At 63.5% G+C, this 25,580-nt stretch carries 27 protein-coding genes; 20 read left to right on the forward strand and 7 right to left on the reverse strand.

What is annotated here, in order from left to right:
* Nucleotides 1-98 precede the first annotated feature (98 nt).
* The 6 genes from FHW75_RS21075 to FHW75_RS21100 all read left to right on the forward strand — a co-directional run bounded on the left by FHW75_RS21075 (nt 99) and on the right by FHW75_RS21100 (nt 7,183).
* Nucleotides 99-551, forward strand: a complete 453-nt coding sequence (locus FHW75_RS21075; RefSeq protein WP_019097416.1) for a MarR family winged helix-turn-helix transcriptional regulator — start codon at nt 99-101, stop codon at nt 549-551.
* Entirely contained in the window at nt 548-2,635 is a 2,088-nt protein-coding gene (locus tag FHW75_RS21080; RefSeq protein WP_183674486.1) for an FUSC family protein, read from the forward strand. Before FHW75_RS21075 ends, FHW75_RS21080 begins: the two co-directional genes overlap by 4 nt.
* A complete protein-coding gene (locus FHW75_RS21085) occupies nt 2,632-2,844 on the forward strand; it encodes a DUF1656 domain-containing protein (RefSeq protein ID WP_003255905.1) in 213 nt (70 codons plus the stop codon). The genes FHW75_RS21080 and FHW75_RS21085 overlap by 4 nt, the downstream gene beginning before the upstream one ends.
* A complete protein-coding gene (locus FHW75_RS21090; RefSeq protein WP_019097418.1) occupies nt 2,841-3,716 on the forward strand; it encodes an HlyD family secretion protein in 876 nt (291 codons plus the stop codon). Before FHW75_RS21085 ends, FHW75_RS21090 begins: the two co-directional genes overlap by 4 nt.
* The gene (locus FHW75_RS21095; protein ID WP_025754963.1) at nt 3,713-5,131 is read left to right on the forward strand and encodes an efflux transporter outer membrane subunit; all 1,419 of its coding nucleotides are present in this window, start codon (nt 3,713-3,715) and stop codon (nt 5,129-5,131) included. The genes FHW75_RS21090 and FHW75_RS21095 overlap by 4 nt, the downstream gene beginning before the upstream one ends.
* Before the next feature lie 120 nt (nt 5,132-5,251).
* Nucleotides 5,252-7,183, forward strand: coding sequence for a cytochrome c/FTR1 family iron permease (locus FHW75_RS21100; protein ID WP_161751557.1), 1,932 nt, complete (start codon nt 5,252-5,254; stop codon nt 7,181-7,183).
* Between the two features lie 27 nt (nt 7,184-7,210).
* On the opposite strand, the gene FHW75_RS21105 is transcribed toward FHW75_RS21100, so the two are convergent.
* Both FHW75_RS21105 and FHW75_RS21110 read right to left on the reverse strand, forming a co-directional pair.
* Nucleotides 7,211-7,456: a TIGR02647 family protein gene (locus tag FHW75_RS21105; protein ID WP_016714401.1), complete on the reverse strand. Its 246-nt coding sequence runs from the start codon at nt 7,454-7,456 to the stop codon at nt 7,211-7,213.
* A gap of 69 nt (nt 7,457-7,525) precedes the next feature.
* Nucleotides 7,526-7,828 carry a hypothetical protein gene (locus tag FHW75_RS21110; RefSeq protein WP_019097421.1) on the reverse strand — a complete coding sequence of 101 codons (303 nt, stop codon included), beginning with the start codon at nt 7,826-7,828 and terminating at the stop codon, nt 7,526-7,528.
* 147 nt (nt 7,829-7,975) lie between these two features.
* Here FHW75_RS21110 and FHW75_RS21115 point away from each other — a divergent pair, with 147 nt between their 5' ends.
* Entirely contained in the window at nt 7,976-8,638 is a 663-nt protein-coding gene (locus tag FHW75_RS21115) for a glutathione S-transferase (protein ID WP_019097422.1), read from the forward strand.
* 34 nt (nt 8,639-8,672) lie between these two features.
* Here FHW75_RS21115 and argH read toward each other — a convergent pair whose 3' ends face one another.
* Nucleotides 8,673-10,067: an argininosuccinate lyase gene (gene argH, locus FHW75_RS21120; RefSeq protein ID WP_016714404.1), complete on the reverse strand. Its 1,395-nt coding sequence runs from the start codon at nt 10,065-10,067 to the stop codon at nt 8,673-8,675.
* A 296-nt stretch (nt 10,068-10,363) separates the two neighbouring features.
* Here argH and FHW75_RS21125 point away from each other — a divergent pair, with 296 nt between their 5' ends.
* The 7 genes from FHW75_RS21125 to FHW75_RS21155 all read left to right on the forward strand — a co-directional run bounded on the left by FHW75_RS21125 (nt 10,364) and on the right by FHW75_RS21155 (nt 16,822).
* Nucleotides 10,364-11,107 (forward strand): LytTR family DNA-binding domain-containing protein, encoded by a 744-nt coding sequence (locus FHW75_RS21125; RefSeq protein ID WP_015268539.1) that lies wholly within the window; start codon nt 10,364-10,366, stop codon nt 11,105-11,107.
* Between the two features lie 197 nt (nt 11,108-11,304).
* Entirely contained in the window at nt 11,305-12,246 is a 942-nt protein-coding gene (hemC, locus tag FHW75_RS21130) for a hydroxymethylbilane synthase (protein ID WP_159265791.1), read from the forward strand.
* Entirely contained in the window at nt 12,243-13,010 is a 768-nt protein-coding gene (locus FHW75_RS21135) for a uroporphyrinogen-III synthase (RefSeq protein ID WP_025754959.1), read from the forward strand. Before hemC ends, FHW75_RS21135 begins: the two co-directional genes overlap by 4 nt.
* 45 nt (nt 13,011-13,055) lie before the next feature.
* Nucleotides 13,056-14,156: a uroporphyrinogen-III C-methyltransferase gene (locus FHW75_RS21140; protein WP_027610187.1), complete on the forward strand. Its 1,101-nt coding sequence runs from the start codon at nt 13,056-13,058 to the stop codon at nt 14,154-14,156.
* Nucleotides 14,153-15,391: a heme biosynthesis HemY N-terminal domain-containing protein gene (locus FHW75_RS21145; RefSeq protein ID WP_183674489.1), complete on the forward strand. Its 1,239-nt coding sequence runs from the start codon at nt 14,153-14,155 to the stop codon at nt 15,389-15,391. Before FHW75_RS21140 ends, FHW75_RS21145 begins: the two co-directional genes overlap by 4 nt.
* A 222-nt stretch (nt 15,392-15,613) precedes the next feature.
* Entirely contained in the window at nt 15,614-16,120 is a 507-nt protein-coding gene (locus tag FHW75_RS21150) for a disulfide bond formation protein B (protein ID WP_183674493.1), read from the forward strand.
* Nucleotides 16,121-16,351: 231 nt separating this feature from the next.
* Nucleotides 16,352-16,822, forward strand: coding sequence for an Rsd/AlgQ family anti-sigma factor (locus FHW75_RS21155; protein WP_027615964.1), 471 nt, complete (start codon nt 16,352-16,354; stop codon nt 16,820-16,822).
* A gap of 9 nt (nt 16,823-16,831) precedes the next feature.
* Here the strand turns inward: FHW75_RS21155 and FHW75_RS21160 are convergent, their stop codons facing one another.
* The gene (locus tag FHW75_RS21160) at nt 16,832-17,470 is read right to left on the reverse strand and encodes an FKBP-type peptidyl-prolyl cis-trans isomerase (RefSeq protein WP_019099670.1); all 639 of its coding nucleotides are present in this window, start codon (nt 17,468-17,470) and stop codon (nt 16,832-16,834) included.
* A 179-nt stretch (nt 17,471-17,649) separates the two neighbouring features.
* On the opposite strand from FHW75_RS21160, the gene FHW75_RS21165 reads away from it, so the two are divergent.
* Nucleotides 17,650-18,771 carry an AlgP family protein gene (locus FHW75_RS21165; RefSeq protein WP_183674497.1) on the forward strand — a complete coding sequence of 374 codons (1,122 nt, stop codon included), beginning with the start codon at nt 17,650-17,652 and terminating at the stop codon, nt 18,769-18,771.
* Here the strand turns inward: FHW75_RS21165 and FHW75_RS21170 are convergent.
* The gene (locus FHW75_RS21170; RefSeq protein ID WP_027610185.1) at nt 18,747-19,229 is read right to left on the reverse strand and encodes a TIGR02444 family protein; all 483 of its coding nucleotides are present in this window, start codon (nt 19,227-19,229) and stop codon (nt 18,747-18,749) included. The two genes, FHW75_RS21165 and FHW75_RS21170, sit on opposite strands and share 25 nt — an antisense overlap.
* Before the next feature lie 50 nt (nt 19,230-19,279).
* Between FHW75_RS21170 and FHW75_RS21175 the strand changes: the two genes are divergently transcribed.
* The 3 genes from FHW75_RS21175 to FHW75_RS21185 all read left to right on the forward strand — a co-directional run bounded on the left by FHW75_RS21175 (nt 19,280) and on the right by FHW75_RS21185 (nt 22,549).
* Entirely contained in the window at nt 19,280-21,190 is a 1,911-nt protein-coding gene (locus FHW75_RS21175; protein WP_025754994.1) for an ATP-binding cassette domain-containing protein, read from the forward strand.
* Nucleotides 21,190-21,777, forward strand: coding sequence for a mechanosensitive ion channel family protein (locus FHW75_RS21180; protein ID WP_019099861.1), 588 nt, complete (start codon nt 21,190-21,192; stop codon nt 21,775-21,777). Before FHW75_RS21175 ends, FHW75_RS21180 begins: the two co-directional genes overlap by 1 nt.
* 139 nt (nt 21,778-21,916) lie before the next feature.
* Nucleotides 21,917-22,549, forward strand: coding sequence for a LysE family transporter (locus tag FHW75_RS21185; RefSeq protein ID WP_016714416.1), 633 nt, complete (start codon nt 21,917-21,919; stop codon nt 22,547-22,549).
* 30 nt (nt 22,550-22,579) lie between these two features.
* Here the strand turns inward: FHW75_RS21185 and FHW75_RS21190 are convergent, their stop codons facing one another.
* Both FHW75_RS21190 and FHW75_RS21195 read right to left on the reverse strand, forming a co-directional pair.
* Nucleotides 22,580-23,332, reverse strand: a complete 753-nt coding sequence (locus FHW75_RS21190) for a slipin family protein (protein ID WP_016714417.1) — start codon at nt 23,330-23,332, stop codon at nt 22,580-22,582.
* Nucleotides 23,333-23,334: 2 nt separating this feature from the next.
* Nucleotides 23,335-24,681 (reverse strand): nodulation protein NfeD, encoded by a 1,347-nt coding sequence (locus FHW75_RS21195; protein ID WP_019099863.1) that lies wholly within the window; start codon nt 24,679-24,681, stop codon nt 23,335-23,337.
* A 98-nt stretch (nt 24,682-24,779) separates the two neighbouring features.
* On the opposite strand from FHW75_RS21195, the gene FHW75_RS21200 reads away from it, so the two are divergent.
* Both FHW75_RS21200 and FHW75_RS21205 read left to right on the forward strand, forming a co-directional pair.
* Nucleotides 24,780-25,238: an aminoacyl-tRNA deacylase gene (locus FHW75_RS21200; RefSeq protein ID WP_019099864.1), complete on the forward strand. Its 459-nt coding sequence runs from the start codon at nt 24,780-24,782 to the stop codon at nt 25,236-25,238.
* Between the two features lie 60 nt (nt 25,239-25,298).
* Nucleotides 25,299-25,541: a DUF2789 domain-containing protein gene (locus FHW75_RS21205; protein ID WP_025754993.1), complete on the forward strand. Its 243-nt coding sequence runs from the start codon at nt 25,299-25,301 to the stop codon at nt 25,539-25,541.
* Nucleotides 25,542-25,580 lie beyond the last annotated feature (39 nt).

Raw genomic sequence — 25,580 nt, forward strand, 5'->3', positions numbered from 1 at the left:
CAATTCATTCATGCCCCCCGTCACCCCCTGTTGACGACAGGGGTAGGGCAAGGCGTATATTGATAGTTAGCAAACTATGAATATCCTTGGTTCCTTCCATGTCCCTTGATCTCCTGCGCCTGCAAGTCAGCAGCGGCATGGTGGTTGCCGCTCGCCACTGGCGGCGCATCTGTCACACCGCCCTGACCGGTTACGGTATTTCCGAGGCCTGCGCCGCGCCTCTGCTGATGATCGTGCGCCTGGGCGATGGCGTGCATCAGGTGGCTGTTGCCCAGGCTGCCGGCCTCGAAAGCCCGTCGCTGGTGCGCCTGCTCGACCAACTGTGCAAGGCCGGCCTGGTATGCCGCAGCGAGGACCCACTGGACCGCCGCGCCAAAGCCCTGAGCCTGACCGCAGAAGGCCGCGCCCTGGCCGAAGCCATCGAAACCGAGCTGGTTCGCCTGCGCCGCGATGTGCTGAACGGCATCGACCAGGCCGACCTGGAAGCTGCCTTGCGCGTGCTGCGTGCCTTCGAAGCGGCCGGCCTGGGCAGCACGGGCGGGGCGGCATGAACGGTTTCTTCAGCTCGGTCCCCCCGGCGCGTGACTGGTTCTACGGCGTGCGTACCTTCGCTGCCTCGATGATCGCCCTGTACATTGCGCTGCTCATGCAGTTGCCACGTCCCTACTGGGCGATGGCCACGGTGTACATCGTCTCTAGCCCGTTCGTCGGCCCGACCAGTTCCAAGGCCCTGTACCGCGCCGTGGGCACACTGTTGGGGGCCGGTGGCGCGATTTTCCTGGTGCCGCCACTGGTGCAGTCGCCGTTGTTGCTCAGCATCGCCATTGCCTTGTGGACGGGCACCTTGTTGTTCCTTTCGCTGAACCTGCGTACGGCCAACAACTACGTGCTGATGCTGGCCGGTTATACCCTGCCGATGATTGCGCTGGCGGTTGTGGATAACCCGTTGGCAGTGTTCGACGTGGCATCGTCCCGGGCGCAGGAAATCTGCCTGGGTATCGTCTGCGCGGCAGTGGTCGGTGCCATTTTCTGGCCGCGCCGGCTGGCCCCTGTGGTGGTGGGCGCCACCGGTAGCTGGTTCACCGAAGCGATCCGCTACAGCGACACCTACCTGGCCCGCGAAGTCAGTGCCGACAAGGTCGGTGGCATGCGCGGGGCGATGGTCGCCACCTTCAACTCGCTGGAGCTGATGATCGGCCAGCTCGGCCATGAAGGTGCCGGCCCGCATACGCTGAAAAACGCCCGTGAGTTGCGCGGGCGCATGATTCATCTGCTGCCAGTGATCGACGCCCTTGATGACGCACTGGTTGCCCTTGAAGGCCGTGCCCCGGCGCAGTTCGTTCAGCTTCAGCCAGTGCTTGAAGCTGCCCGCGAATGGCTCAAAGGCACTGCCGAAAGTGCTTCGGTCGCACGCTGGACCGCACTGCATGAACAGATCGATCGCCTGCAGCCCGGCGCTGCCGCGCTCGACCAACGTGCCGAGCTGCTGCTGTCCAACGCCCTGTACCGTCTGAACGAATGGGCTGACCTGTGGCAGGACTGCTGTACCCTGCAACATGCCCTGCGTACCGACGATACCAAGCCTTGGCGCGCGGTGTACCGCCACTGGCGCCTAGGCCGCCTGACGGCGTTCTTCGACCGTGGCCTGATGCTGTATTCAGTAGCCTCCACCGTATTGGCGATCGTTGTCGCCTGCGGCCTGTGGATCGGTCTGGGCTGGAACGACGGCGCCAGCGCGGTGATCCTCGCCGCTGTGTCGTGCAGCTTCTTTGCCGCCATGGACGACCCGGCACCGCAGATCTACCGGTTCTTCTTCTGGACGCTGATGTCGGTCATATTCTCCAGCCTGTACCTGTTCCTGGTGCTGCCCAACCTGCACGACTTCCCGATGCTGGTGCTGGCCTTCGCCGTGCCGTTCATCTGCGTCGGCACCCTGACCGTGCAGCCGCGCTTCTACCTGGGTACCTTGTTGACCATCGTCAACACCTCGACGTTTATCAGCATCCAGGGCGCCTACGACGCCGACTTCTTCACCTTCCTCAACTCCAACCTGGCCGGCCCCGTGGGCCTGCTGTTCGCTTTCATCTGGACCTTGGTAATGCGCCCGTTCGGTGTGGAACTGGCGGCCAAACGCATGACCCGCTTCGCCTGGCGCGACATCGTCGAAATGACCGAACCCGCCACCCTGGCCGAGCACCGCCAGGTGGGTGTGCAGATGCTCGACCGCCTGATGCAGCACCTGCCGCGCCTGTCGCAAACCGGACAGGACAGCGGCGTGGCCTTGCGCGACCTGCGCGTAGGGCTAAACCTGCTCGACTTGCTCGCCTACATGCCGCGTGCCGGCCAGCAAGCCCGCGAACGCCTGAATACGGTGGTCGAGGAAGTTGGCGCACACTACGGCGCCTGCCTGCGTGCCGGTGAACGCCTGCATGCCCCGGCCGCGCTGCTGCGCAACATGGAGCGCGCACGCCTGGCGTTGAACCTGGATGAGCTGTACGAGCGCGGCGATGCCCGCACCCACCTGCTGCATGCCCTGAGCGGCCTGCGACTGGCGCTGTTGCCGGGTGTGGAAGTGATGCTCGAACCCGCCGAACAACCGCAACTGCCCCCCGGCCTCGACGGAGCCCCTCTGTGATTGGTGAACTGGATATCAGCGGGGTGTTCCTGCCCACGCTGCTGGTGATGATGTTTGGCACCTACCTGTTGTTCCTGGGGGTGCACGCGGTGCTGGTGCGCCTGCACTTCTACCGCCTGGTCTGGCACCGGGCGTTGTTCAACGTTGCTCTGTATGCCGTGCTGCTTGGCGCGGTGGATCACTTTTGCCGAAACCTGATGCTGCCATGAAAAAACCTTTGCTGACCCTGGGCCGTGTGGTCCTGACCTTGCTGGTAGTGACCTTCGCCGCCGTGCTCGTGTGGCAGATGGTGGTGTACTACATGTTTGCCCCCTGGACCCGCGACGGCCACATTCGCGCCGACGTGATCCAGATTGCCCCGGATGTGTCCGGGTTGATCCAGAAGGTCGAGGTGCGCGACAACCAGACCGTCAAACGCGGCGACGTGCTGTTCACCATCGACCAGGACCGCTTCACACTGGCCCTGCGCCAGGCCAAGGCCACCCTCGGTGAGCGGCAGGAAACCCTGGCCCAGGCCTCGCGCGAAGCACAGCGCAACCGCAAGCTGGGCAACCTGGTGGCCGCCGAGCAACTGGAAGAAAGCCAGTCCCGCGAGGCCCGCGCCCGCTCGGCTGTCAGCGAGGCACAGGTGGCGGTCGATACCGCCCAGCTCAACCTCGACCGCTCGGTGGTGCGCAGCCCGGTAGACGGCTACCTCAACGACCGCGCCCCGCGTAATCACGAATTCGTCACCGCCGGCCGTCCTGTATTGTCCGTGGTCGACAGCGCTTCGTACCACGTCGATGGCTACTTCGAAGAAACCAAGCTGGGCGGTATCCAGATCGGTGATGCCGTGGACATTCGTGTGATGGGCGACAACACCCGCCTGCGCGGCCATGTGCAAAGCTTCGCTGCCGGCATTGAAGACCGCGACCGTAGCAGCGGCGCCAACCTGCTGCCCAACGTCAACCCGGCGTTCAGCTGGGTGCGCCTGGCCCAGCGTATTCCGGTGCGCATCGCCTTCGACGAAGTGCCGGCAGACTTCCGCATGATTGCCGGGCGCACCGCCACGGTGTCGATCATCGAGGGCCAGCACCCATGAAACAGATGATCCTGGCCGGCCTGTGCCTGTCGCTTGGGGCCTGCATGATGGTGGGACCGGACTATGAGGTGCCGCAGGACGCGGCGGTACAACGCAGCGACCTTAACGGCCCGTTGCGTCAGGATGCCGACAGCGTGGTCTCGGCACCGGTACCTGAGGACTGGTGGCAGCTGTATCAGGATCAACGGCTGAACGAACTGGTGCGCCAGGCTTTGAGTGCCAACACCGAATTGCGCGTAGCCGCCGCCAACATCGCCAAGGCCCGCGCGCAGGTCGAAGTGGCCGAATCGCAAGGTGGCTTCAACGGCGGCGTCAAACTGGGTGCCCAGCGCCTGCAGGAGTCGGGTGAAGCCTTCCTGCTGCCCGAGAAGGTGCCGGTAGCCAACATCGGCGAGGCGATCATCAGCGCTTCGTATCAGTTCGACCTGTGGGGCACTTTCAAGCGGGGTACCGAGGCTGCCAAGGCCAACGCCGACGCAGTGCAGGCCGCTGCCGACACTGCCCGCATCACCCTGGTGGCGGATGTGGTCAAGGCTTATACCCAAGTGTGCTCGGCCAACGAGGAATACCACATCGCCCGCGAGTCGCTCGATTTGCAGGAGCAGAGCGTGAAGCTGAACCAGCGCTTGCGTGATGCCGGGCGTGGCGATGAAACCCAGGTCACCCGGTCGCAAACCCAGTTCAAGTCGTTGCGTGCCGAACTGCCGCGTTTCAAGGCAGAGCGCGAGACCGGCATGTATACCCTGGCGGCTCTGCTGGCCAAGCCTGTTGACCAGTTGCCTGCCGGCACCGCCGATTGTGCCGAGCTGCCGCACCTGAACCAACTGGTGCCAGTGGGCGATGGCGCTGCGTTGCTCAAGCGTCGTCCCGATGTGCGTCAGGCTGAACGTCAATTGGCCGCAGCTACCGCGTACATTGGCGTTGCCACCGGTGCGCTGTACCCGGACATCAGCATCGGTGCCCAGGTCGGTACTATCGGCATCCTGGAGAACCTGGGCGAGCCCGCGACCAACCGCTGGGGCTTTGGCCCGCAGATCAGCTGGAGCATCCCTACCAACGGCACCCGTGCGCGCATTCGCATGGCCGAAGCCTCTACTCAGGCGGCCTTGGCAAACTTTGATGGCGTAGTGCTGAACGCCATTCGCGAAACCCAGACCCGCCTGGCGCAATACAGCGCGTTGCTGGACCGGCGCGATGCGCTGGCCGAGGCAGAAAAATCGGCCAAGGAAGCGGCGGACCAGACGCACCGGTATTACCAGGCGGGGCGTGAGTCGTTCCTGGCGGATTTGCAGGCGACGCGGACCTATACCGACATGCGTGCGCAGCTGGCTGCGGCCAATAGCCAGGTGGCGATGGGGCAGATCGGGGTGTTCCTTGCTCTCGGTGGTGGCTGGAAGGATACCGCCAGGCCTTGAGGCTCAATCGCCGGCAAGCTAGCTCACAAGTCCCGCGCATCTCCGTCCCATCAGATTTGTAGCAAGATTTTTCATGAATTCCGCCTAGCACCCTTGAGGGAAACCAAGTCGGAGTGAACAATGTTCTCTTTCGCATTCCCTCCGAGACTGGCCATGAAAACCCGTTCCCGTCTGCTTGCCTGGTTTCTTTGGCCGGTGCTGGCGCTGTGCAGCACCATGGCGATGGCCGAAGCCCCCGCCGAGGCCACCAAGGCCTTGCACCTGCTCGATTACATTGGCGCCGACTACCCGCCGACTGTGCGCGATGGCAAAGTGATCGACGATGGCGAATACCGTGAACAACAGGAGTTCAGCGCGGTATTGGCCGACCTGATAAAAGCCTTGCCGGCACACGCTGAGCAAACTGGGCTTGAGCAGGGTGTACAGGCGCTGCGCCAAGCCATTGATGAACGCCAGGATGGCGCGGCTGTAGCCAGGCAAGCCAGGCAACTGGGCGCACGTCTGGCGGTGGCTTATGAAGTCAGCCAAGCCCCGGTGATTACCCCGGACCCAGCCCGTGGCGCTGCGTTGTATGCGCAGAACTGCTCGATCTGCCACGGCGACACAGGCGCAGGCGATGGTCCTGCAGGTGTCGGGTTGGAGCCGGCGCCCGCTAACCTGCGTGACGCTGCGCGCCTCGACCAGTTGAGCCTGTTCGACCTCTACAACACCTTGGCCCTTGGCATCGACGGCACCGAAATGCCGTCCTTCGCCGATCAGCTGGACGACCGTCAGCGCTGGGATGTGGCCGCTTACATCGCCAGTTTCTCAGCCAACCCACAGGCCGCCAAAGGCGACAAGACCTGGAACATCGCCGACCTGGCACGCCAGACTCCAGCCGAAGTCGCCGCCAACGAAGGCAATGCGGTCGTGGAGGCATTTCGCGCCCAGCGTGCCCAGCCGCCGCAGGTCAAACGTGGCCCGGCGCAATTGCTGGAATACACCGCCAGTACCTTGGACAAGAGCCTCGCCGCCTACCGTGCAGGCGATCACGACCAGGCCTATGACCTGTCGGTAGCGGCCTACCTGGAAGGCTTCGAACTGGTGGAAAGCTCACTGGACAACATTGACACCCAAGTGCGCAAGGACACCGAAAAATCCCTGATGGCCTACCGCCAATCGTTGCAGGACGGGCTGCCCGTGGCCCAGGCCGAGCAACGGCTGGCCGAAGCCAAGACCAGGCTCGACCAGGCCGCGAAACTGTTGGGTAGCGATGGCCTGAGCTGGTCACTGAGCTTTATCTCCGGCTTGCTGATCCTGCTGCGCGAAGGCCTTGAAGCCATTCTGGTTCTGGCGGCGATCCTGGCCTTCCTGCGCAACACCGGCCAGCAGTCGGCGGTGCGCAGCGTCAACATCGGCTGGGGCCTGGCGCTGGTTGCAGGCTTTGCCACCTGGGCGCTGGCGGCTTACGTGATCGATGTGGGTGGGGCCCAGCGCGAGCTGCTGGAAGGTTGCACGGCGCTGTTCGCTGCAGTGATGGTGCTGTGGCTCGGCGTGTGGATGCATGACCGACGCCACGCCACAGCCTGGCAGAACTACATCAAGAGCAGCCTGGTCAGTGGCGGAGGGCGTTTCGGCTTCGCCTTGCTGGCGTTCTTCTCGGTGTACCGCGAACTGTTTGAAGTGATTCTGTTCTACGAAACCCTGTGGCTGCAGGCAGGCCCTGCCGGGCATCAGGCGGTGCTGGCAGGTGGCGCCACCGCGCTGGTGCTGTTGGTGGGGTTGGCGTGGGTGATCTTGCGTGGCTCTGCGAAGCTGCCGCTTTCACTGTTCTTCAGCATCAACGCCGCGTTGCTGTGCGCGCTGTCGGTGGTGTTCGCCGGGCATGGCGTGAAAGCGCTGCAAGAGGCCGGTGTACTGGGTACGCGACCGGTGGCGTTCTTCGAGTTCGACTGGCTGGGGATTCATGCGGATGCCTACTCGCTGTCAGCGCAGGCGGTGGCCTTGCTGGCCATCATGTTCCTGTATGGGCGCTCGCGGTTGGCGGAAAAGCGCAGGGCGGCGGCCAGCTGAGGCCGCCATCCTGAGAAACCTATTTGATCAGGCAGGTTGTGGCGCCTTGAGAATGTTCTGCAGCAGCTGGACACTTTCGACGGCGTCATGACCCAGGCTGGTCAGGTAGCCGCCATCAGGTTGATCGGTCAGCCCTTTTTCATGCAGACGTTGCGCAGCCGCGATCAGGGCAGGGGCGGCGGTGCTGGTTATCTTGATGCCTTCCTGGCTGCTGTCGTGTTTGAACAGCGCGAGTACTTCCAGTTCGTCGATCAGATCGGGGGTAAATGGCATGGCAGCTCCTGACTTCCAGACAAGGATGGCGGCACCGTCAGCGGTGCCTGACCTTCGAGTGTAGTCGGGTTATTCGTCCTCGCCTTGATCCATCTCAGGCGGCAGCTCCGGCAGCGCCCGCAGGGCGTTCTCGTACCACTCGCCGTTGAACTCGCGGTCTTCCGTCAGCATGTTGTCGATCTCGAAGGCCAATACATGAGCCATCAGGTTGAGGATGTCCTCACGCTCGTAGCCGACCAGGGTCAGCTTGTTGAAGGTGGCCTTGGCCGCAGCCGGTTCGCCGCTCTCAATCTGGTTCTCGATAGCTTGGGTCAGCGTCGCCTCGGCGAAGGCTTCGTCGTCGTCATTGTCGATGTCGGTGGGCTCGCTCATGGCGGTACTCCTGTTGTGGGGCACACAGTGTGCCATGCCTGTAGCGGCAATGCCCGGGCATTGACGGGGTGCATGACGCTGGTCAGGGACGGGCGTACGGTCTATAAAAGCCGGGCCAACCCCTTACGGCCTGGAGGCTGTTACCTCATGCTCAAGCTTTACGGATTCTCGGTCAGCAACTACTACAACATGGTCAAGCTGGCCCTGCTGGAAAAAGGCCTGCCCTTCGAGGAAGTCACTTTCTATGGCGGCCAGGCGCCACAGGCCTTGGCAGTGAGCCCTCGGGGCAAGGTGCCAGTGCTTGAAACCGAACACGGCTTCCTGAGTGAAACCAGTGTGATCCTCGACTATATCGAACAGACCCAGGGCGGCAAGGCACTGCTGCCGGCCGACCCGTTCGGGCAGGCCAAGGTGCGTGAGCTGCTCAAGGAAATCGAGCTGTACATCGAGCTGCCGGCGCGTACCTGCTATGCCGAGTCGTTCTTTGGCATGTCGGTTGAGCCGCTGGTCAAAGAGAAAGCCCGGGCCGATCTGCTGGCCGGGTTTGCCACCCTCAAGCGTAACGGTCGCTTTGCGCCGTTTGTGGCAGGTGAGCAACTGACGCTGGCAGACCTGATGTTCTGCTTCTCGGTCGACCTGGCTTATGCCGTGGGCAAGAAGGTGCTGAACATCGACTTCCTGGCGGACTTCCCGCAGGCCAAGGCGTTGTTGCAGCTGATGGGCGAGAACCCGCACATGGCGCGGATCGTGGCAGACAAGGAGGCGGCGATGCCAGCCTTCATGGAGATGATTCGAAGCGGTAAACGCTAAGGGTCCGGGGCCGCGAGGCGGCCCCGGTTCCTGATCAACGCGAGGCCAGCAATGCCTTGCCGCGAATAACCGCCGCGCGCACCTGCGCCGGCGCCGTACCACCAATGTGGTCACGGGCATTCACCGACCCTTCCAGGGTCAGCACGGCAAACACGTCCTGCTCGATCTGGTCGCTGAACTGGCGCAGTTCGTCCAGGCTCATTTCGGCCAGGTCTTTGCCAGTGTCCACGCCATACTTCACCGCGTGGCCAACGATTTCGTGGCAGTCACGGAACGGCAGGCCACGGCGTACCAGGTAGTCGGCCAGGTCGGTGGCGGTGGAGAAGCCGCGCAGGGCCGCTTCACGCATGATGGCGTGCTTGGGCTTGATCGCCGGGATCATGTCGGCAAAGGCACGCAGCGAGTCGCGCAGGGTATCGGCAGCGTCGAACAGCGGCTCCTTGTCTTCCTGGTTGTCCTTGTTATAGGCCAGCGGCTGGCCTTTCATCAGGGTCAGCAGGCCGGTCAGGGCGCCGAACACGCGGCCGCTCTTGCCACGTACCAGTTCTGGCACGTCCGGGTTCTTTTTCTGCGGCATGATCGAGCTGCCGGTGCAGAAGCGGTCCGGCAGGTCGATGAACTGGAACTGCGCGCTGGTCCACAACACCAGCTCTTCGGAGAAGCGCGACAGGTGCATCATCGCCACGCTGGCAGCGGCGCAGAATTCGATGGCGAAGTCGCGGTCCGACACGCCGTCCAGCGAGTTGCCGGCCACGGCCTCGAAGCCCAGCAGCTTGCAGGTGAGTTCGCGGTCGATCGGGTAGGTGGTGCCCGCCAGCGCGGCGCTGCCCAGCGGCATGCGGTTGGTGCGCTTGCGGCAGTCGACCAGGCGCTCGTAGTCGCGGCTGAGCATTTCGAACCAGGCCAGCAGGTGGTGGCCGAAGGTGACCGGCTGGGCCGTCTGCAGGTGGGTGAAGCCAGGCATGATGGTTTCGGCTTCACGCTCGGCCTGCTCCAGCAGGCCCTGCTGCAGGCGGGTGATTTCGGCCAGGATCAGGTCGATTTCATCGCGCAGCCACAGGCGGATATCGGTGGCCACCTGGTCGTTGCGGCTACGGCCGGTGTGCAGCTTCTTGCCGGTGATGCCGATACGGTCGGTCAGGCGTGCTTCGATGTTCATGTGCACGTCTTCGAGGTCGACGCGCCAGTCGAAGTTGCCAGCCTCGATCTCGCCCTGGATGGTTTTCAGGCCATCGATGATGGTGTCGCGCTCGGCATCGCTGAGCACGCCGACCTGCGCCAGCATGGTGGCATGGGCGATCGAACCCATGATGTCGTGGCGGTACAGGCGCTTGTCGAAATCGACCGAGGCGGTGAAACGGGCGACGAAGGCGTCGACGGGCTCACTGAAGCGGCCGCCCCAGGACTGATTGGTCTTGTCGGTGCTCATGGATTCACTCATTGCAGGCGTGAACGAAAAAGTGGCGCCGATGATAGCAGGGTTGGGCTGGCCGCCGCAGGGCGCTGGTCGAGAGAAATGCCCGGATAACGGCAGAGAACGATTTTAAGGAATGAACGGCAGTGTTCCACGGACCGTCTACAGTTGGACAGAGGACAGGCAGTGAATCTGCCGTCCGAGTGAATCTTTGGCCATCGCACCGGTCTAGAGCGTGACCGCAGTGTCGCTCGAACCACACCTGTCTACGCTATACCTGTGCGAGACTCATTCAGGAATCCAGCGCAATTATGAATGTCCTGATCGTTGATGACGAACCCCAAGGCCGTGAACGCCTCAGCCGGCTGCTCGGCGAACTGGAGGGTTACACCGTGCTGGAGCCTAGCGCCACCAACGGCGAGGAGGCCTTGGCGCTGATCGAAAGCCTCAAGCCCGATGTGGTCCTGCTGGACATCGGCATGCCAGGCCTGGATGGCCTGCAGGTTGCCGCACGCTTGTGCGAACGCGAGGCGCCGCCGGCGGTGGTGTTTTGCACCGGGGATGATGAATACGGTGCCGAGGCATTCAAGGACAGTACCCTCAGCCATGTGACCAAGCCGTTCCAGGCCCAGGCGCTGCGCGATGCCTTGCGCAAGGCCGAAAAACCCAACCGCGCCCAGTTGGCGGCGCTTACCCGGCCGGCCAATGAAGGTGGCGGCCCGCGCAGCCACATCAGTGCCCGCACGCGCAAAGGTATCGAGCTGATTCCTTTGCCCCAGGTGATCTATTTCATTGCCGACCACAAATACGTGACCTTGCGGCATGAGGCGGGGGAGGTGCTGCTCGACGAGCCGCTCAAGGCCCTGGAAGACGAGTTTGGCGAACGCTTCGTGCGGATCCACCGCAATGCGCTGGTGGCCCGTGAGCGTATCGAGCGCTTGCAGCGCACCCCGCTGGGGCATTTTCAGTTGTACCTGAAAGGCCTGGACGGTGATGCCCTGACCGTCAGCCGGCGGCATGTGGCGGGCGTGCGCAAGATGATGCAAACCCTCTGATTCGGCGCCCGCATGGCAAGGGCTGCGCCCTTGTTCGCGGCTAAAGCCGCTCCTACAGGTACGGTGCCGCTCCGAAGGCGGTGATTAGCCTGTGGGAGCGGGTTTACCCGCGAAGGGGCCCTCAGCTGATCCACATCTGCTAGCGATACCAGCGATGCTGTTATCATCGACGGTATTTCTCTGGATCGGGGCGTTTCATGTCCACTCGCGAAATCCGCATTGCCACCCGTAAAAGTGCCTTGGCCCTGTGGCAGGCCGAATACGTCAAAGCCCGCCTCGAGCAGGCTCACCCCGGTCTGCTGGTGACCCTGGTGCCCATGGTCAGCCGTGGTGACAAGCTGCTCGATGCGCCGCTGGCCAAAATCGGCGGCAAGGGCCTGTTCGTCAAGGAACTGGAAACCGCCCTGCTGGACAACGAAGCCGACATCGCCGTGCATTCGATGAAGGACGTGCCCATGGACTTCCCCGAAGGCCTTGGCCTGTACTGCATCTGCGAGCGCGAAGACCCGCGCGATGCCTTCGTTTCCAATACCTTCGACAGCCTTGAAGCGCTGCCTGCCGGCAGCATCGTCGGCACCTCCAGCCTGCGCCGCCAGGCCCAGTTGCTGGCGCGCCGCCCAGACCTGCAAATCCGCTTCCTGCGAGGCAACGTCAACACCCGCCTGGCCAAGCTGGATGCTGGCGAGTACGACGCCATCATTCTCGCTGCAGCCGGCCTGATCCGCCTGGGCTTCGAAGACCGCATCACCTCCACCATCAGCGTCGATGACAGCCTGCCGGCTGGCGGGCAGGGCGCGGTGGGCATCGAGTGCCGCAGCGCCGACGTCGAGATCCACGCGCTGCTGGCGCCACTGCACCATGCCGACACTGCCGACCGGGTAGTGGCCGAGCGTGCTCTGAACAAACGCCTGAATGGCGGCTGCCAAGTGCCGATCGCCTGCTACGCGGTACTCGAAGGCGACCAGCTGTGGCTGCGTGGCCTGGTCGGTCAGCCTAGCGGCGGCACCTTGTTGGTGGCCGATGCCCGCGCCCCCCGCTCTGCCGCTGAAACGCTTGGCGTACGGGTGGCCGAAGACCTGCTGGGCCAGGGCGCCGAAGCCATCCTCAAGGAAGTCTACGGCGAGGCTGGTCACCCGTGAGCCAATGGCGCCTGTTGCTGACCCGCCCTGCCGAGGACTGCGCAGCACTGGCGCAGAGCCTGGCGGCAGCGGGGGTAGGCAGCAGCTGCATGCCGCTGCTGGAGATAGCGCCCGTCACCGTGCAGGCCCGGCAACGCCTGTTGCTGGAAGGCCTGCATGGCTTCCAGGCGATCATCGTGGTCAGCAAACCTGCCGCACGGCTGTTGCTTGAGCAACTGGCCGAGGCCGGTTTGCAGCCGCCACGGCAAGGCTGGTTCACCGTGGGCGAGGCCACTGCCGCAGTGTTGCAGGAGAAAGGCCTGGGGGCGAGCTGCCCGCCGCGTGGTGATGACAGCGAAGCCTTGCTGGCGCTCCCGGCCCTGCGCCAGGCCGTTGCCGTGCCTGCGCCGCGTGTATTGATCGTTCGCGGCGTCGGAGGTCGCGAACTGCTGGCAGAGCGTCTTGCAGAGCAAGGTGCTAGTGTCGAATATCTGGAACTGTATCGTCGCTGCCTGCCGGCTTACCCGGCGGGCACCCTGAAGCGTCGCATCGAAGCGGAACGCCTCAATGGCCTGGTGGTCAGCAGTGGGCAGGGTTTTGAACATTTGCAGCAGCTGGCCGGCGCCGATTGGCCGCAGTTGGCACAGTTGCCGCTGTTCGTGCCCAGCCCGCGGGTCGCCGAGCAGGCCAGGGCCGCCGGGGCCCAACAGGTTGTGGATTGCCGTGGCGCCAGTGCCACGGCCTTGCTGGCAGCCGTGCAGCGCAGCGCTGCACCTGCCTCTTAAGGCGCTAAGCTGAAGGCGATGCGCCCCCATGCAAAGGATGGATACGTGAGCGAGACTGTCTTGTCCAATAACGATCAGCCGTCGGCACAGGCGCCGGCGGAACCCGTCACCGCCCCACCCGCCAAGCGCTCCGGCAGTGGCCTGGCAGCGCTGGCCTTGCTGCTGGGTGCAGCCGGGGTGGCGATAGGTGGCTGGGGTGTCTGGCAGGTACGCCAACTGCAAGGCAGTGAGTTCAACCAGGGCCAGCACATCGAAGCGCTGAACCAGCGCGCCGAAGCCTTGCAACAACGCGAACAGCAAATCAGCGCGCAACTGGCCAGCCTGCCGGCTGCCAGCGAGCTGGAAGACCGCCGCCGCCTGGTGGCGCAATTGCAAGGTGACCAGCAACGCCTCAGCCAGCGCCTGGAAACCGTACTTGGCGAGAGCCGCAAGGAATGGCGCCTGGCCGAGGCCGAGCACTTGCTGCGCCTGGCCACCCTGCGCTTGTCGGCGCTACAGGACATCACCAGCGCCAAGGCCCTGGTCGAGGGCGCTGACGAAATTCTGCGCGAACAGAGCGACCCAGGTGCCTTCGCTGCTCGCGAACAACTGGCACGCAGCCTGGCCACGCTCAACAGCACCCAGCAGCCAGACCGTACCGGCCTGTTCCTGAAGCTGGCCGCTCAGCGCGAGCTGGTGCAGCAGCTCAGTGCCCAGTCCCCCGAGTTTGCCAGCGACGCCGATGCACTCGGCGCCCTGACTGCAGACGGTGATGGTGCGAGTCGCCTGTCGCAGTGGTGGGCAGAAATATCCAAGTACTTCCAGATCGACTTCAATGCCGATGACAACGTGCGGCCGTTGCTCGCCGGGCAGCAACTGAACCAGCTGCGCCTGGCCCTGAGCCTGACCATCGAGCAGGCCCAGTGGGCCGCACTCAATGGTGATGCCAAGGTTTACACCCAGGCGCTGGACGACGCCCGTAGCGTACTGTTGGCCAACTTCAACGCCGACAACCCGCAAAGCAAGGCCATGCTCGACAGCCTGAATGCCCTGGCCGACCAACCGGTGTCGGTGGTTACCCCCGACCTCAGCGAGAGCCTGGCGGCCGTGCAGGCCTATATTCAGCGCCGCCACCTGCCGGCCGAGGCTGAAGGGGGCAAGCCATGAAGCGTGTCTACCTGCTGGCTGTGCTGGCGATTGTGGTCGCTGCGGCGTTGGGGATCGCAGTTGCCAAGCACAGCGGCTACGTGCTGATTTCCTATGGTGGCTTCCGCTATCAGTCGGGGCTGTGGGCGGCCTTGGCCGGCCTGCTGGCCGTGGTCGCACTGCTGTTGCTGTTGCGTTACCTGGTTGGCCTGGTGCTGGCCTCCAGCGGCGTGGTCAACCCGTGGTCGCGGCGCAACCGTAGCCGGCGCATTCGTGTGGCCATCGAACAGGGCCAGCTGGACCTCGCCGAAGGCCGCTGGGCCAGCGCCCAGCGCCACTTGCACCGTGCCGCCGAGGCCGAGCGCCAACCGCTGCTGTATTACCTTGGTGCCGCGCGTGCCGCCAACGAGCAAGGCCGCACCGAAGACAGCGACAACCTGCTGGAGCGGGCGCTGGAGCGCCAGCCGCAAGCAGAGCTGGCCATTGCCCTGACGCATGCCCAGTTGCAGATGGACCGTGGCGAAGGTGACGGGGCCCTGGAAACGCTGCTGGCCATGCAGGAGCGTCACCCGCACAACACTCAGGTGCTGCGTCTGCTGCAACGCCTGCACCTGGAACGTGGTGACTGGTCGGCCCTCATCCGCCTTTTGCCCGACTTGCGCAAGGGCAAGGTACTGCCGCCCGCCGAGCTGGCTGCCCTTGAACAACGCGCCTGGGGCCAGAACCTGAGCCTGGCCACCACCCGTGGCGAAGACGCTCAAAGTGCGCGTCAGGCCCTGGAGCGAGCCTGGCAGCAATTGACCGCAGCCCAGCGCCAGGAGCCACAGCTGGTGCTGGCATACGCCGAGCAATTGCGCCAGGTGGGTGCGCAGAGCGAGGCCGAACAGGTGCTGCGCACTGCGCTCAAGCGTGACTACGAAAGCCACCTGGCCCGCTTGTACGGGTTGGTGCGCGGTGATGACCCGGCGCGCCAGCTGCAAACCGCCGAAGGCTGGCTCAAGGCTCATCCGCAAGACGCCAGCCTGCTGCTGACCCTCGGCCGCCTGAGCCTGCAGAACCGCCTGTGGGGCAAGGCACGTGACTATCTGGAAAGCAGCCTGCGCATGGAGCGCAACCCCGAGGCTTGTGCCGAACTGGCCCGCCTGCTTGCTGGCCTGGGCGAGACCGAACGCAGCAACCAGCTGTTCCAGGAGGGCCTCGGCCTGCTGGACGAGCGCCTGCTGGCCCTGCCGTTGCCAGAAGGCGTACGCGCCTGACCCACCCCAAGGCCCGCGCCAAGGTGCGGGCTTTGGGGGTTGGTAATTTATCTATGCCTGCACGTTGGCGCGGCAATCCATTTCTTCAGTCACCTCCTACCGCCACTTTGGAAATTTCCTACACGATTCAGCGACTTGTCTTTGCTGTCGCGCCTTGAAACAAAGCGCGTCTTTCCTCTACCGTTTCAAGCCACTCCTTCTTCCCCGGGACCTTCACCGCCCATGCTGCTGGCCCGTTTGCGCTCCTTTTTCCTTCCTGCCTGCCTGGCCGCACTGGCGGTGCTGGCTGCGTCTTTCCAACTGGAAAACATGCCAGGGCTGGTGCCGTGCCCCTTGTGCTTCAGCCAGCGTTTGCTGCTCGCGGCGTACGCGTTGTTGTGCCTGGGGGCGGTGCTGCAGGCGCCAGGCTTGCAGGGCATCCGCCAGTACGCGCGGGCGACGCTGGGCTGCTCGCTGGCCGGTGCGTTGCTGGCGGCGCGGCATGTCTGGTTGCAGGGCGCTGGTACGGTCATGCATGTATGCCCGGTGCCGATTGGGCGGGTGTTCGAGCAATCCTGGGGCGAGGCGGCGCGGCAACTGTTGCTGGGTGGCCCGGATTGCAACTCGCTGACCTGGAGCTTTCTCGACCTGACACTGCCCGAGTGGAGCCTGCTGGCCTTCCTGCTGCTGGCGGCGCTGCCCTTGAGTTGCCTGCTGGCGTATCGTTTCCGCACCCTGGCAATGAACTGACCTGGCGCAAGGTTGCGTCATGAGTGCGACCAATGGCGCTATAACGGGGTATTAAACACTTGTATGAACTTTGTGTGCTGCGTACCTTGATGGGCAGCACGCGCGGGAATAATCTCGCAGCACGTATACCGAAAACACAACTGCTCGATGCCGTCCTGCTGATGTCACCTCTGTGCTGCGCGTTCGCGGTGCGAGGTGCAGCGGCATCTACCCAGAAGGGAAGAGATCGCCATGCTCGATAGTTGTCAGAATGCTCAGGAACGCTGGGGTGGGGTTCACAAGCTGATCGACCGTTGGCTGGAGGAGCGCCAGCAACTGGTGCAGGCTTTCCGCACCCTGCGCGATGCCAAGCCGGCCTTCGCTGACAAGGATACGCACAGTGACTTCTGCGCACTCCTGGTCGACTACGTTTCGGCGTGGCATTTCGAAGTCTGCGAACAACTGGTCAGTGAGGCCAAGGCATTCGATGACGAGAAAGCGTTGAAGCTGGCTGAAGAGATCAACCCGCGGATCAATGACATCACCCAGATTGCACTGGCTTTCAATGATCATTGCAGCAAGGGCGAGTGCAAGGACACCGAGCGCTTCGCCGAGAAGCTGGCCAAGCTGGGCGGCCTGCTGCACGAGCGCTTTGAACTCGAAGACTGCCTGATCGAAGTGCTGCACACTGCGCACAAGGAAGAGGGCGCTGTCGAGGCCTGAAGCTAGGCCTCAGTCGCCAACCGCCAGCAGCTCGATCTCGAATACCAGAGGTGTATAGGGTGCGATCAGGTCGCCCGCTCCTTCGGCGCCATAGGCTTGCGCTGAAGGAATCACCAGGCGCCATTTGGCGCCCGCGTGCATCTGCGGCAGGGCCACCTGCCAGCCTTCGATTACAGAATCCAGGCTGAACCATTGGGGCGTCTGGTTCTGGTCGAAAACCGAGCCATCCGGCAACTTTCCCACATAGCGCACTTGTACTTTGCCACCTGCTTTGGGTTGCGCGCCCGTGCCTGCCTGCAGTTCGCTGTAGAGCACGCCTTCCGGCAGTTCGTGTACCCCATAACGTCCACGCTCATTGGCCATGAAGCGTGTTTCGGCTGCCTGCAATTTTTGTGTGGCGGCATCACTTTCCTGCGCTTCATGCTGCTGAAGCACTGCCTGCATGCGTACCTTGTCGAGCTTTAGCGGTTGCCCCTGATAGGACTGCTTGAGGCCTTCGACCAGTGCTTCCAGTTGCAAGCCTGGCATCTCCTGGCGCAGGCGCTCACCCAGGCTGGCGCCCAGGCTGTAGGCCAGATCGTGATCGTCGCTGTCGGCAAGGGCGATGGGTGCCAGCAGGCATAAACCTAAAACAAGATATCGAGGCAATGCCCGGACTCCCAAATATCAGCAATGATTAATTCAGCAACTACACTTTCACGCAGCTGCAAGATAACAACTTTGCCCAGGCATGCAACGCGGCGTAAATATTACGGTCAACATGCCCTAGCGGCGGTAGCAGCAGAAGCATAGTATGAGCCGCAATCTCGTCAGCCAGGAGGTAAACCATGTCGGCCAAAAAGAAGCCAGTAAGTACGCCGTTACACCTGCTCCAGCAACTTTCGGGCAGCCTGCTCGAACACTTGGAAGATGCCTGCTCGCAAGCGCTGGCTGATGCGGAAAAACTGCTGGCCAAGTTGGAAAAGCAGCGTGGCAAAGCGCAGGAAAAACTGCACAACGGCCGCCTGAAATTGCAGGATGCCGCAAAGGCAGGTAAAGCCAAGGCGCAGACCAAAGCGCAAAAAGCCATTGGCGAACTTGAAGAACTGCTCGATTCCCTCAAGGAACGCCAAACCCAGACCCGCTCTTATATTCAGCAACTCAAGCGTGACGCTCAAGACAGCCTCAAGCTGGCCCAGGGTGTAGGCAAGGTTCGCGAGGCCGCAGCCAAAGCGCTGGATTCGCGTGCTGCCAAAACCAGCAAGCCGGCTGCAGCCAAACCTGCGGCGAAGCCAGCTGCCAAAGCGACTGCTGCTGCCAAGCCTGCGGCGAAGCCAGCTGCCAAAGCGACTGCTGCTGCCAAGCCTGCGGCGAAGCCAGCTGCCAAAGCGACTGCTGCAGCCAAACCTGCGGCGAAGCCAGCTGCCAAAGCGACTGCTGCAGCCAAACCTGCGGCGAAGCCAGCCGCCAAAGCGACTGCTGCTGCCAAGCCTGCGGCGAAGCCAGCTGCCAAAGCGACCGCTGCAGCCAAACCTGCGGCGAAGCCAGCCGCCAAAGCGACCGCTGCAGCCAAACCTGCGGCGAAGCCAGCCGCCAAAGCGACCGCTGCTGCCAAGCCTGCGGCGAAGCCAGCTGCCAAAGCGACCGCTGCTGCCAAGCCTGCGGCGAAGCCAGCTGCCAAAGCGAGCGCTGCAGCCAAACCTGCGGCGAAGCCAGCTGCCAAAGCGACGGCTGCTGCCAAATCCGCAGCCAAGCCAGCTGCGAAACCAGCTGCCGCCAAAGCCCCGGCACGCAGGGCCACCAAGCCAGCTGCCGCCAAACCTGTTGCCAGCAAACCAGCCGAAGCCAAACCGGCTACGCCTGCCGCCAGCACCCCGGCTGCTGCAACCAACTCGGCCACCCCGGCTGCTTCGGTAGCATCGTCGACACCCGCCAGCACCCCGGCTCAGGCGCCGTCTTCGGCGTCCTGAAGCGTAGCCGCTGCGGCGCGCAACTGATCCAGCGCGTCGTGGCGGCGGGCAGGCTCCGGCGCCAGCCGGGCCAGCCAGTCGTCCGTGAGCCCATGCGAGTCCGTGGGCCACTGTCGCGAGCGCTCCTGTAAACGCTCAAGCAAGGTCTTTTCGGCCTGCAACTCCAGCCCCTTCACTTGTTCACGCAACGCCGCCAGTTGCGCATCACCCGATGCCGCTGCTCGCCATTGTTGGCGAAGGCCGCGTAACGGGGCGACCACGTCACGCTGCCAGGCCCCGGCTATTTCGGTTAACGCCTGCACGCGCTCATCCAGCACCGCCACGCCTCGCGCCTGCAGCCAGGTTGCGCACAACAGCAGGCAGACATCGCCACCCATTGCCTGTAGCTCAAGGCAGGCCGCTTCCGCGCCGGGCCTGGCATACAGGGCCAGGGCGTGATTCCACAGGTCGGTGTGCATGGTTCCACTCGCGCTATGGGCCGAGGAAGCTGGTAGACTCCGCGACCATCATGATCAGACTATCCAACCTCACTTTACAGCGTGGTCCGCAGCGCTTGCTAGAAGGCGCCGAGATGACCCTGCACGCCGGTCACAAGGCCGGCCTGATCGGCGCCAACGGTGCCGGAAAATCCAGCCTGTTCGCCTTGCTGCGCGGTGAGCTGTCACCCGATGCCGGTGACTGCCAACTGCCCGGTGACTGGCGCATCGCCCACATGCGGCAGGAGGTCGATACCCTCGATCGCCTGGCCGTGGACTATGTGCTCGACGGCGACATGCGCCTGCGCAAGGTCCAGGCCGAACTGGCCGCCGCCGAGCACGCCCACGACGGTACTGCCCTGGCGCGCCTGCACAGTGAGCTGGAAAGCGCCGACGGCTATACCGCCGATGCCCGCGCGCGCAAGCTGCTGGCCGGCCTGGGCTTCACCAACGAGCAGATGGATCGCCGCGTCGGTGACTTCTCGGGTGGCTGGCGGATGCGCCTGAACCTGGCTCAGGCGCTGATGTGCCCGTCCGACCTGCTGCTGCTCGACGAGCCCACCAACCACCTCGACCTGGACGCCATCCTGTGGCTGGAAGACTGGCTCAAGGGCTACCCCGGCACGCTGTTACTGATCTCCCACGACCGCGACTTCCTCGACGCTGTGGTCGACCATGTGCTGCACGTCGAGCAGCGCAAGCTGAACCTGTACAAAGGTGGCTACACCGCCTTTGAGCGCACCCGTGCCGAGCGCCTGGCGCAGCAGCAGCAAGCCTACGAGAAGCAGCAGGCGCAGCGCGCGCACATGGAAAAATACATCGCCCGCTTCAAGGCCCAGGCCACCAAGGCTCGCCAGGCGCAAAGCCGGATCAAGGCCCTGGAGCGCATGGAAGAGCTGTCGGCGGCGCATGTGGATTCGCCGTTCGACTTCGTTTTCCGCGAATCGCAGAAAATCTCCAGCCCGTTGCTGAGCCTGTCCGAAGGCCGGCTGGGGTATGGCGACAAGGCCATCCTCGACAAGGTCAAGTTGCAGCTCACCCCAGGCGCGCGTATCGGTTTGCTTGGGCCTAACGGCGCGGGCAAGTCGACGCTGATCAAGAACCTTGCGGGTGAACTGGAGCCGTTGTCTGGCCGCCTGGTACGGGGCGAGAACCTGGCCGTTGGCTACTTCGCCCAGCACCAGCTCGACTCGCTGGACGACAAGGCCAGCCCGCTGCTGCACCTGCAGCGCATCGCGCCCACCGAGCGTGAGCAGACCCTGCGCGACTTCCTGGGTGGTTTCGACTTCCATGGCGCTCGTTGCGACGAGCCGGTCGTGAACTTCTCCGGTGGCGAAAAGGCCCGCCTGGCGCTGGCGCTGATCGCCTGGGAACGGCCGAACCTGCTGCTGCTCGACGAACCGACCAACCACCTCGACCTGGAAATGCGCCTGGCGCTGACCATGGCCTTGCAGGAGTTTGCCGGTGCCGTGGTGGTGGTATCCCACGACCGACATTTGCTCAAGAGCACCACCGACGACTTCCTGCTGGTGGCCGATGGCAAGGTGGACGCCTTCGACGGTGACCTGGACGACTACAGCCGCTGGCTGGTCGAGTACCGCCAGCGCAGTGCGCCGACCAGTAGCACCCCGGTCAACCCGGACAAGACCGACAAAAAAGCCCAACGCCAGGCTGCCGCCGCTTTGCGTCAGCAGCTTGCCCCGCACAAGAAGGCGGCCGACAAGCTGGAAACCGAGCTTAACCAGGTGCACGTGCAACTGGCCGAGATCGAGACCGCGTTGGGTGATGGTGGCCTCTACGAAGCCGCGCGCAAGGATGAGCTGCGAGACCTGCTGGCGCGTCAGACCAAGCTCAAGCAACGCGAAGGCGAGCTGGAAGAGGCCTGGATGGAGGCGCTGGAAACCCTCGAAAGCATGCAGGCCGAGCTCGAGGCGCTGTCCTGATGGAGGAACTGCGTTCGCTGCTGCCAGGGCAATGGATGGACACCTTCTGGCTGGGCTTGCAGATCCTGTTGATCCTGGTGGCGGCCTTCGTCCTGCAGCGCATCGTCGCCCGTGGGTTGAGCCGCCTGGGCCAGCGTTACCCGCTGCCACCGGAGTTGCTGGTGCCGGTGCGGGGTGGCTTGCGTTGGCTGATCATGGGCAGTGCGTTGCTGTTTGTGCTGGAGCGGCTGGGTGTTTCCGCGACGGTCCTGTGGACTGCATTGTCAGGCTTTGTCGCGGTGGCGGCGGTGGCGTTCTTCGCCATGTGGAGCGTGTTGTCCAACCTGCTGTGCGCGGTGCTGATCTTTACGGTCGGGCCATTTCGCATCGGCGATGTGGTCGAGCTGGTCGACACCTTGGACAAGCCGGGCGTCAAAGGCCGGGTGATCGCCATCAACCTGCTGTTCACCACGTTGCTGGAAATGCCCGAGGCGGGCGGGGCGCTGGTGCAGGTGCCCAATAGCCAGTTCTTCCAGAAGTCGGTGCGGCGCTGGCGCGGGGCCGAGGTGCAGGCGATGCATAAGGATGCGGCAGTCGAGGCAGATTGATTCTGCCTGTGCCGGCCTCTTCGCGGGTTCGCCCGCGAAGAGGCCGGCACAGGCAGTTAAATTCTCAAAATTTTCTGGTTATTTTTTCACCAACACCTTAGCTTAACGTTTTGCAACATATGTTCGAGCGAGGTGTGTGATGTCGATGGAAGTATGGCTGGGCTTCTTTGCCGCCTGTTGGGTGATCAGCCTTTCACCCGGTGCCGGGGCGATTGCCTCGATGTCCAGCGGCCTGCAATACGGCTTCTGGCGTGGTTACTGGAATGCCCTGGGCCTGCAACTGGGCCTGATCGTACAGATCGCCATCATCGCTGCCGGCGTCGGTGCCATCCTTGCCGCCTCGGCCACGGCCTTCCAGATCATCAAATGGTTTGGCGTCGCCTACCTCGTCTATCTGGCCTACAAGCAATGGCGTGCCTTGCCGATGGACATGGCCGATGAGTCCGGCGTGCGCCCGATCGGCAAACCGCTGAGCCTGATGTTCCGCGGTTTCCTGGTCAACGTCAGCAACCCCAAGGCACTGGTGTTCATGCTGGCGGTGCTGCCGCAGTTCCTTAACCCACATGCGCCGTTGCTGCCGCAATATGTGGCGATCACCGTGACCATGATCAGCGTGGACATGCTGGTGATGGCGGGCTACACCGGGTTGGCTTCGCGGGTGTTGCGTCTGCTGCGTACGCCCAAGCAGCAGAAGCGCCTGAACCGGACCTTTGCCGGGTTGTTCATCGGCGCGGCCACGTTCCTGGCTACCCTGCGTCGCGCACCTCTCTGATAGATGACTGGGGCCTCGTCGAGGCCCCAGCTATTTCTGCCTGTCCACCAACCCCTTGAGCAGATCCACCGGCAACGGGAAGACAATGGTCGAGCTCTTGTCCCCTGCAATCATCCCCAGCGTCTGCATGTAGCGTAACTGCATCGCCCCCGGTTCCTTGCTCAACATCTGCGCCGCCTGCATCAGCTTCTCCGACGCCTGCAACTCGCCTTCGGCATGAATCACCTTGGCCCGTCGTTCCCGTTCAGCCTCAGCCTGCCGGGCGATGGCACGCACCATCGATTCGTTGAGGTCCACATGCTTGATCTCGACGTTGGCCACCTTGATGCCCCAGGCATCGGTCTGCGCGTCCAGCACTTGGCGGATGTCCAGGTTCAGCTGCTCGCGTTCTGCCAGCAGTTCGTCCAGTTCGTGCTTGCCCAGCACCGCACGCAGGGTTGTCTGGGCCAGCTGGCTGGTCGCCACCAGAAAATCCTCGACCTGGATGATTGCTTTCTGCGGGTCAAGTACACGGAAGTAGAGCACCGCATTGACCTTGACCGAGACGTTGTCGCGGGTGATCACATCCTGTGGCGGTACATCCAGCACCACGGTACGCAGGTCGACCCGCACCATTTGCTGGATCACCGGGATCAACAGGATCAGCCCCGGCCCCTTGACCTGCCAAAAGCGGCCCAGCTGGAATACCACGCCGCGCTCGTATTCGCGCAGGATGCGAAACGCCGACAGCAACAGCATCGTCAGCACGATCAGCACCGCGCCGAAACCCACTTGCATGAACATGCTCATTCTCCTTGCGCCGCAGGCGTGGCGGCGCTCACTTCCAGCATCACGCCATGGCGCGCGGTCACCCGCACGTTCTGGCCAGCTTGCAGCGGTGTTGCGCATTGCACTTGCCATTGCTCGCCCTGGGCCAGCACCACGCCACAGAACGGGTTGCCTGGTATCACCTGGGTGACGGTGGCCAGGCTGCCGACCAGACCGGCGTCGCCGCTCACCAGTGCCCGCCGTCGTGCCTTCAGGGCCATGCCCAGCACACCACCGATCAGCAGCGCCGAAAGCACGGCCAAGGTACCGATCAAGGTCAGCGGAATACCGAAGCCTGGGGCATCGGTGTCGATCAGGATCAAAGCGCCGACCACGAAGGCGACGATGCCGCCAAACCCGACCATGCCGAAGCTGGGCAGGAAGGCTTCGGCGATCATGAAGGCGACGCCCAGCAGGATCAGCGCCATCCCGGCGAAACTCACCGGTAGCAGTTGCAGGGCATACAACGCCAGCAGCAGGCATATGCCGCCGACCACACCGCCCACCGTAGAGCCGGGGTTCATGAACTCGAACAACAGGCCGTACACGCCGATCATGATCAGGATCAGTGCAACGCCGGGATTGGTAATCACGGCCAGCACCCGTGTGCGCCAGTCCGGTAGGTGCTCGACCAGGCTGGCGCCGACAGTCTGCAGCTGGTGCGGTTGGCCGGCGACCTGCAGCGTTTTGCCATCCAGCTTGCGCAAAAGGTCGGGCAGGTCATCGGCTATCAGGTCGATCACATTCAGCCGCAAGGCTTCGCTGGCGGGCAGGCTGACGGCCTCGCGCACGGCCTTCTCCGCCCACTCGGCATTGCGCCCACGCAGTTGCGCCAGGCTGCGGATGTAGGCAGCGGCGTCGTTGACCTGCTTGCGTGCCAGGGTTTCATCATCGCTGCCCTTGGTCTTGTCGTCCTTGGGGGCACCTGGGGGGCCGCCGATCTGTACGGGGGTGGCGGCGCCCAGGTTGGTCCCGGGCGCCATTGCGGCAACATGGCTGGCGTAGAGGATATAGGTGCCTGCGCTGGCGGCACGGGCACCGCTGGGCGCAACGTAGGTGGCCACCGGCACGGGGCTGGCGAGAATCGCCTTGATCATCTGGCGCATGGCGCTGTCCAGCCCGCCTGGAGTGTCCATGCGGATGACCACCAGCTGCGCGCCCTGCGCCCGGGCCTGGTCGAGGCTGCGTACCAGGTAATCGGCGCTGGCAGGGCCGATGGCATCGTCGATACCCAGCACCCACACTGCGCCGGGCGCTGCCTGACCGCCGGGCGTAATGCCAAGCAGCAACAGCAGCATCAGCCAGCGCCAGCAGCGGGCGATCACCTGTCGTCACCTCGTTTGCCTCTATTGCACAAGTTTAGCCCTGCCTGCCGCTGTCAGGCCTAAAATTGGAGATTGGGGGGCGAAACCGGAGGTGCATCATGCGTATGGCTAAAACCCTGCAGGTCCGCCTGGACAAGGCCAACTGCGATTACGACATCATTCCCCATCCCCATTCGGCCACCAGCCTGGAGTCGGCCCGGACGGCCGGCGTGCCCGCCGAGCGGGTCGCCAAGTCGGTGATGCTCGATGACCGTCATGGCAACTACATCATGGCCGTGCTACCGGCCAACCGGCACCTGGACATGACCAAGGTACGCATGTCCGGGGCCTGGCAACTCACCCGGGAAAGCGGCTTGCCTAGCCTGTTCAGTGACTGCGAGCGCGGCGCCGTGCCGGCCCTTGGTGATGCCTACCAGATAAAAATGCTGCTTGATTCGAGCCTTACACGTCAGGGTGATGTCTACCTTGAGGCGGGTGATCACGATCACCTGATTCACATGAGCATGGAGCAATACCTGAAGCTGGTGCCGAGCGCCGAAGTGCGTGAACTCAGCTGATGCTCTCAACCCTTGCCGGGCCGACCTCGTCGAGGACCGGTCTGGCGACAAGGAGGAACCATGGACAATCCGATTCATCCTTTCTCTGAAATTTTCAAACAGTTGGGGCTTCCTGATGATCCGGTCGAAATCGATCGCTTCATCACCACCCATTCGCCTTTGGACGAAGACGTGAAGCTGGTTGACGCACCCTTTTGGAACGATGCCCAGCGCGCCTTTCTCAAGGAAAGTTACACCGCCGATGCCGACTGGATTCCCATGATCGATCAACTGAATGAGGCGCTGCATCCGCAGAAAAAATAAAGCGCCGAGCGGCACCTGACGAGTGATTGGCCGTTGCTA

The sequence above is a fragment of the Pseudomonas sp. OG7 genome, assembly GCF_014192825.1.
Taxonomy (GTDB): domain Bacteria; phylum Pseudomonadota; class Gammaproteobacteria; order Pseudomonadales; family Pseudomonadaceae; genus Aquipseudomonas; species Aquipseudomonas monteilii.

Coding starts and splice junctions, on each gene's coding strand:
- FHW75_RS21170 (WP_027610185.1), bottom strand. CDS start 19,229: ATGCACACCGACCTGTGGAATCACGCCCTGGCCCTGTATGCCAGGCCC.
- FHW75_RS21075 (WP_019097416.1), top strand. CDS start 99: ATGTCCCTTGATCTCCTGCGCCTGCAAGTCAGCAGCGGCATGGTGGTT.
- FHW75_RS21110 (WP_019097421.1), bottom strand. CDS start 7,828: ATGAGCGAGCCCACCGACATCGACAATGACGACGACGAAGCCTTCGCC.
- FHW75_RS21080 (WP_183674486.1), top strand. CDS start 548: ATGAACGGTTTCTTCAGCTCGGTCCCCCCGGCGCGTGACTGGTTCTAC.
- FHW75_RS21185 (WP_016714416.1), top strand. CDS start 21,917: ATGTCGATGGAAGTATGGCTGGGCTTCTTTGCCGCCTGTTGGGTGATC.
- FHW75_RS21155 (WP_027615964.1), top strand. CDS start 16,352: ATGCTCGATAGTTGTCAGAATGCTCAGGAACGCTGGGGTGGGGTTCAC.
- FHW75_RS21190 (WP_016714417.1), bottom strand. CDS start 23,332: ATGTTCATGCAAGTGGGTTTCGGCGCGGTGCTGATCGTGCTGACGATG.
- FHW75_RS21175 (WP_025754994.1), top strand. CDS start 19,280: ATGATCAGACTATCCAACCTCACTTTACAGCGTGGTCCGCAGCGCTTG.
- FHW75_RS21145 (WP_183674489.1), top strand. CDS start 14,153: ATGAAGCGTGTCTACCTGCTGGCTGTGCTGGCGATTGTGGTCGCTGCG.
- FHW75_RS21150 (WP_183674493.1), top strand. CDS start 15,614: ATGCTGCTGGCCCGTTTGCGCTCCTTTTTCCTTCCTGCCTGCCTGGCC.
- FHW75_RS21105 (WP_016714401.1), bottom strand. CDS start 7,456: ATGCCATTTACCCCCGATCTGATCGACGAACTGGAAGTACTCGCGCTG.
- FHW75_RS21125 (WP_015268539.1), top strand. CDS start 10,364: ATGAATGTCCTGATCGTTGATGACGAACCCCAAGGCCGTGAACGCCTC.
- FHW75_RS21205 (WP_025754993.1), top strand. CDS start 25,299: ATGGACAATCCGATTCATCCTTTCTCTGAAATTTTCAAACAGTTGGGG.
- hemC (WP_159265791.1), top strand. CDS start 11,305: ATGTCCACTCGCGAAATCCGCATTGCCACCCGTAAAAGTGCCTTGGCC.
- FHW75_RS21180 (WP_019099861.1), top strand. CDS start 21,190: ATGGAGGAACTGCGTTCGCTGCTGCCAGGGCAATGGATGGACACCTTC.
- FHW75_RS21115 (WP_019097422.1), top strand. CDS start 7,976: ATGCTCAAGCTTTACGGATTCTCGGTCAGCAACTACTACAACATGGTC.
- FHW75_RS21165 (WP_183674497.1), top strand. CDS start 17,650: ATGTCGGCCAAAAAGAAGCCAGTAAGTACGCCGTTACACCTGCTCCAG.
- FHW75_RS21200 (WP_019099864.1), top strand. CDS start 24,780: ATGCGTATGGCTAAAACCCTGCAGGTCCGCCTGGACAAGGCCAACTGC.
- argH (WP_016714404.1), bottom strand. CDS start 10,067: ATGAGCACCGACAAGACCAATCAGTCCTGGGGCGGCCGCTTCAGTGAG.
- FHW75_RS21090 (WP_019097418.1), top strand. CDS start 2,841: ATGAAAAAACCTTTGCTGACCCTGGGCCGTGTGGTCCTGACCTTGCTG.
- FHW75_RS21095 (WP_025754963.1), top strand. CDS start 3,713: ATGAAACAGATGATCCTGGCCGGCCTGTGCCTGTCGCTTGGGGCCTGC.
- FHW75_RS21100 (WP_161751557.1), top strand. CDS start 5,252: ATGTTCTCTTTCGCATTCCCTCCGAGACTGGCCATGAAAACCCGTTCC.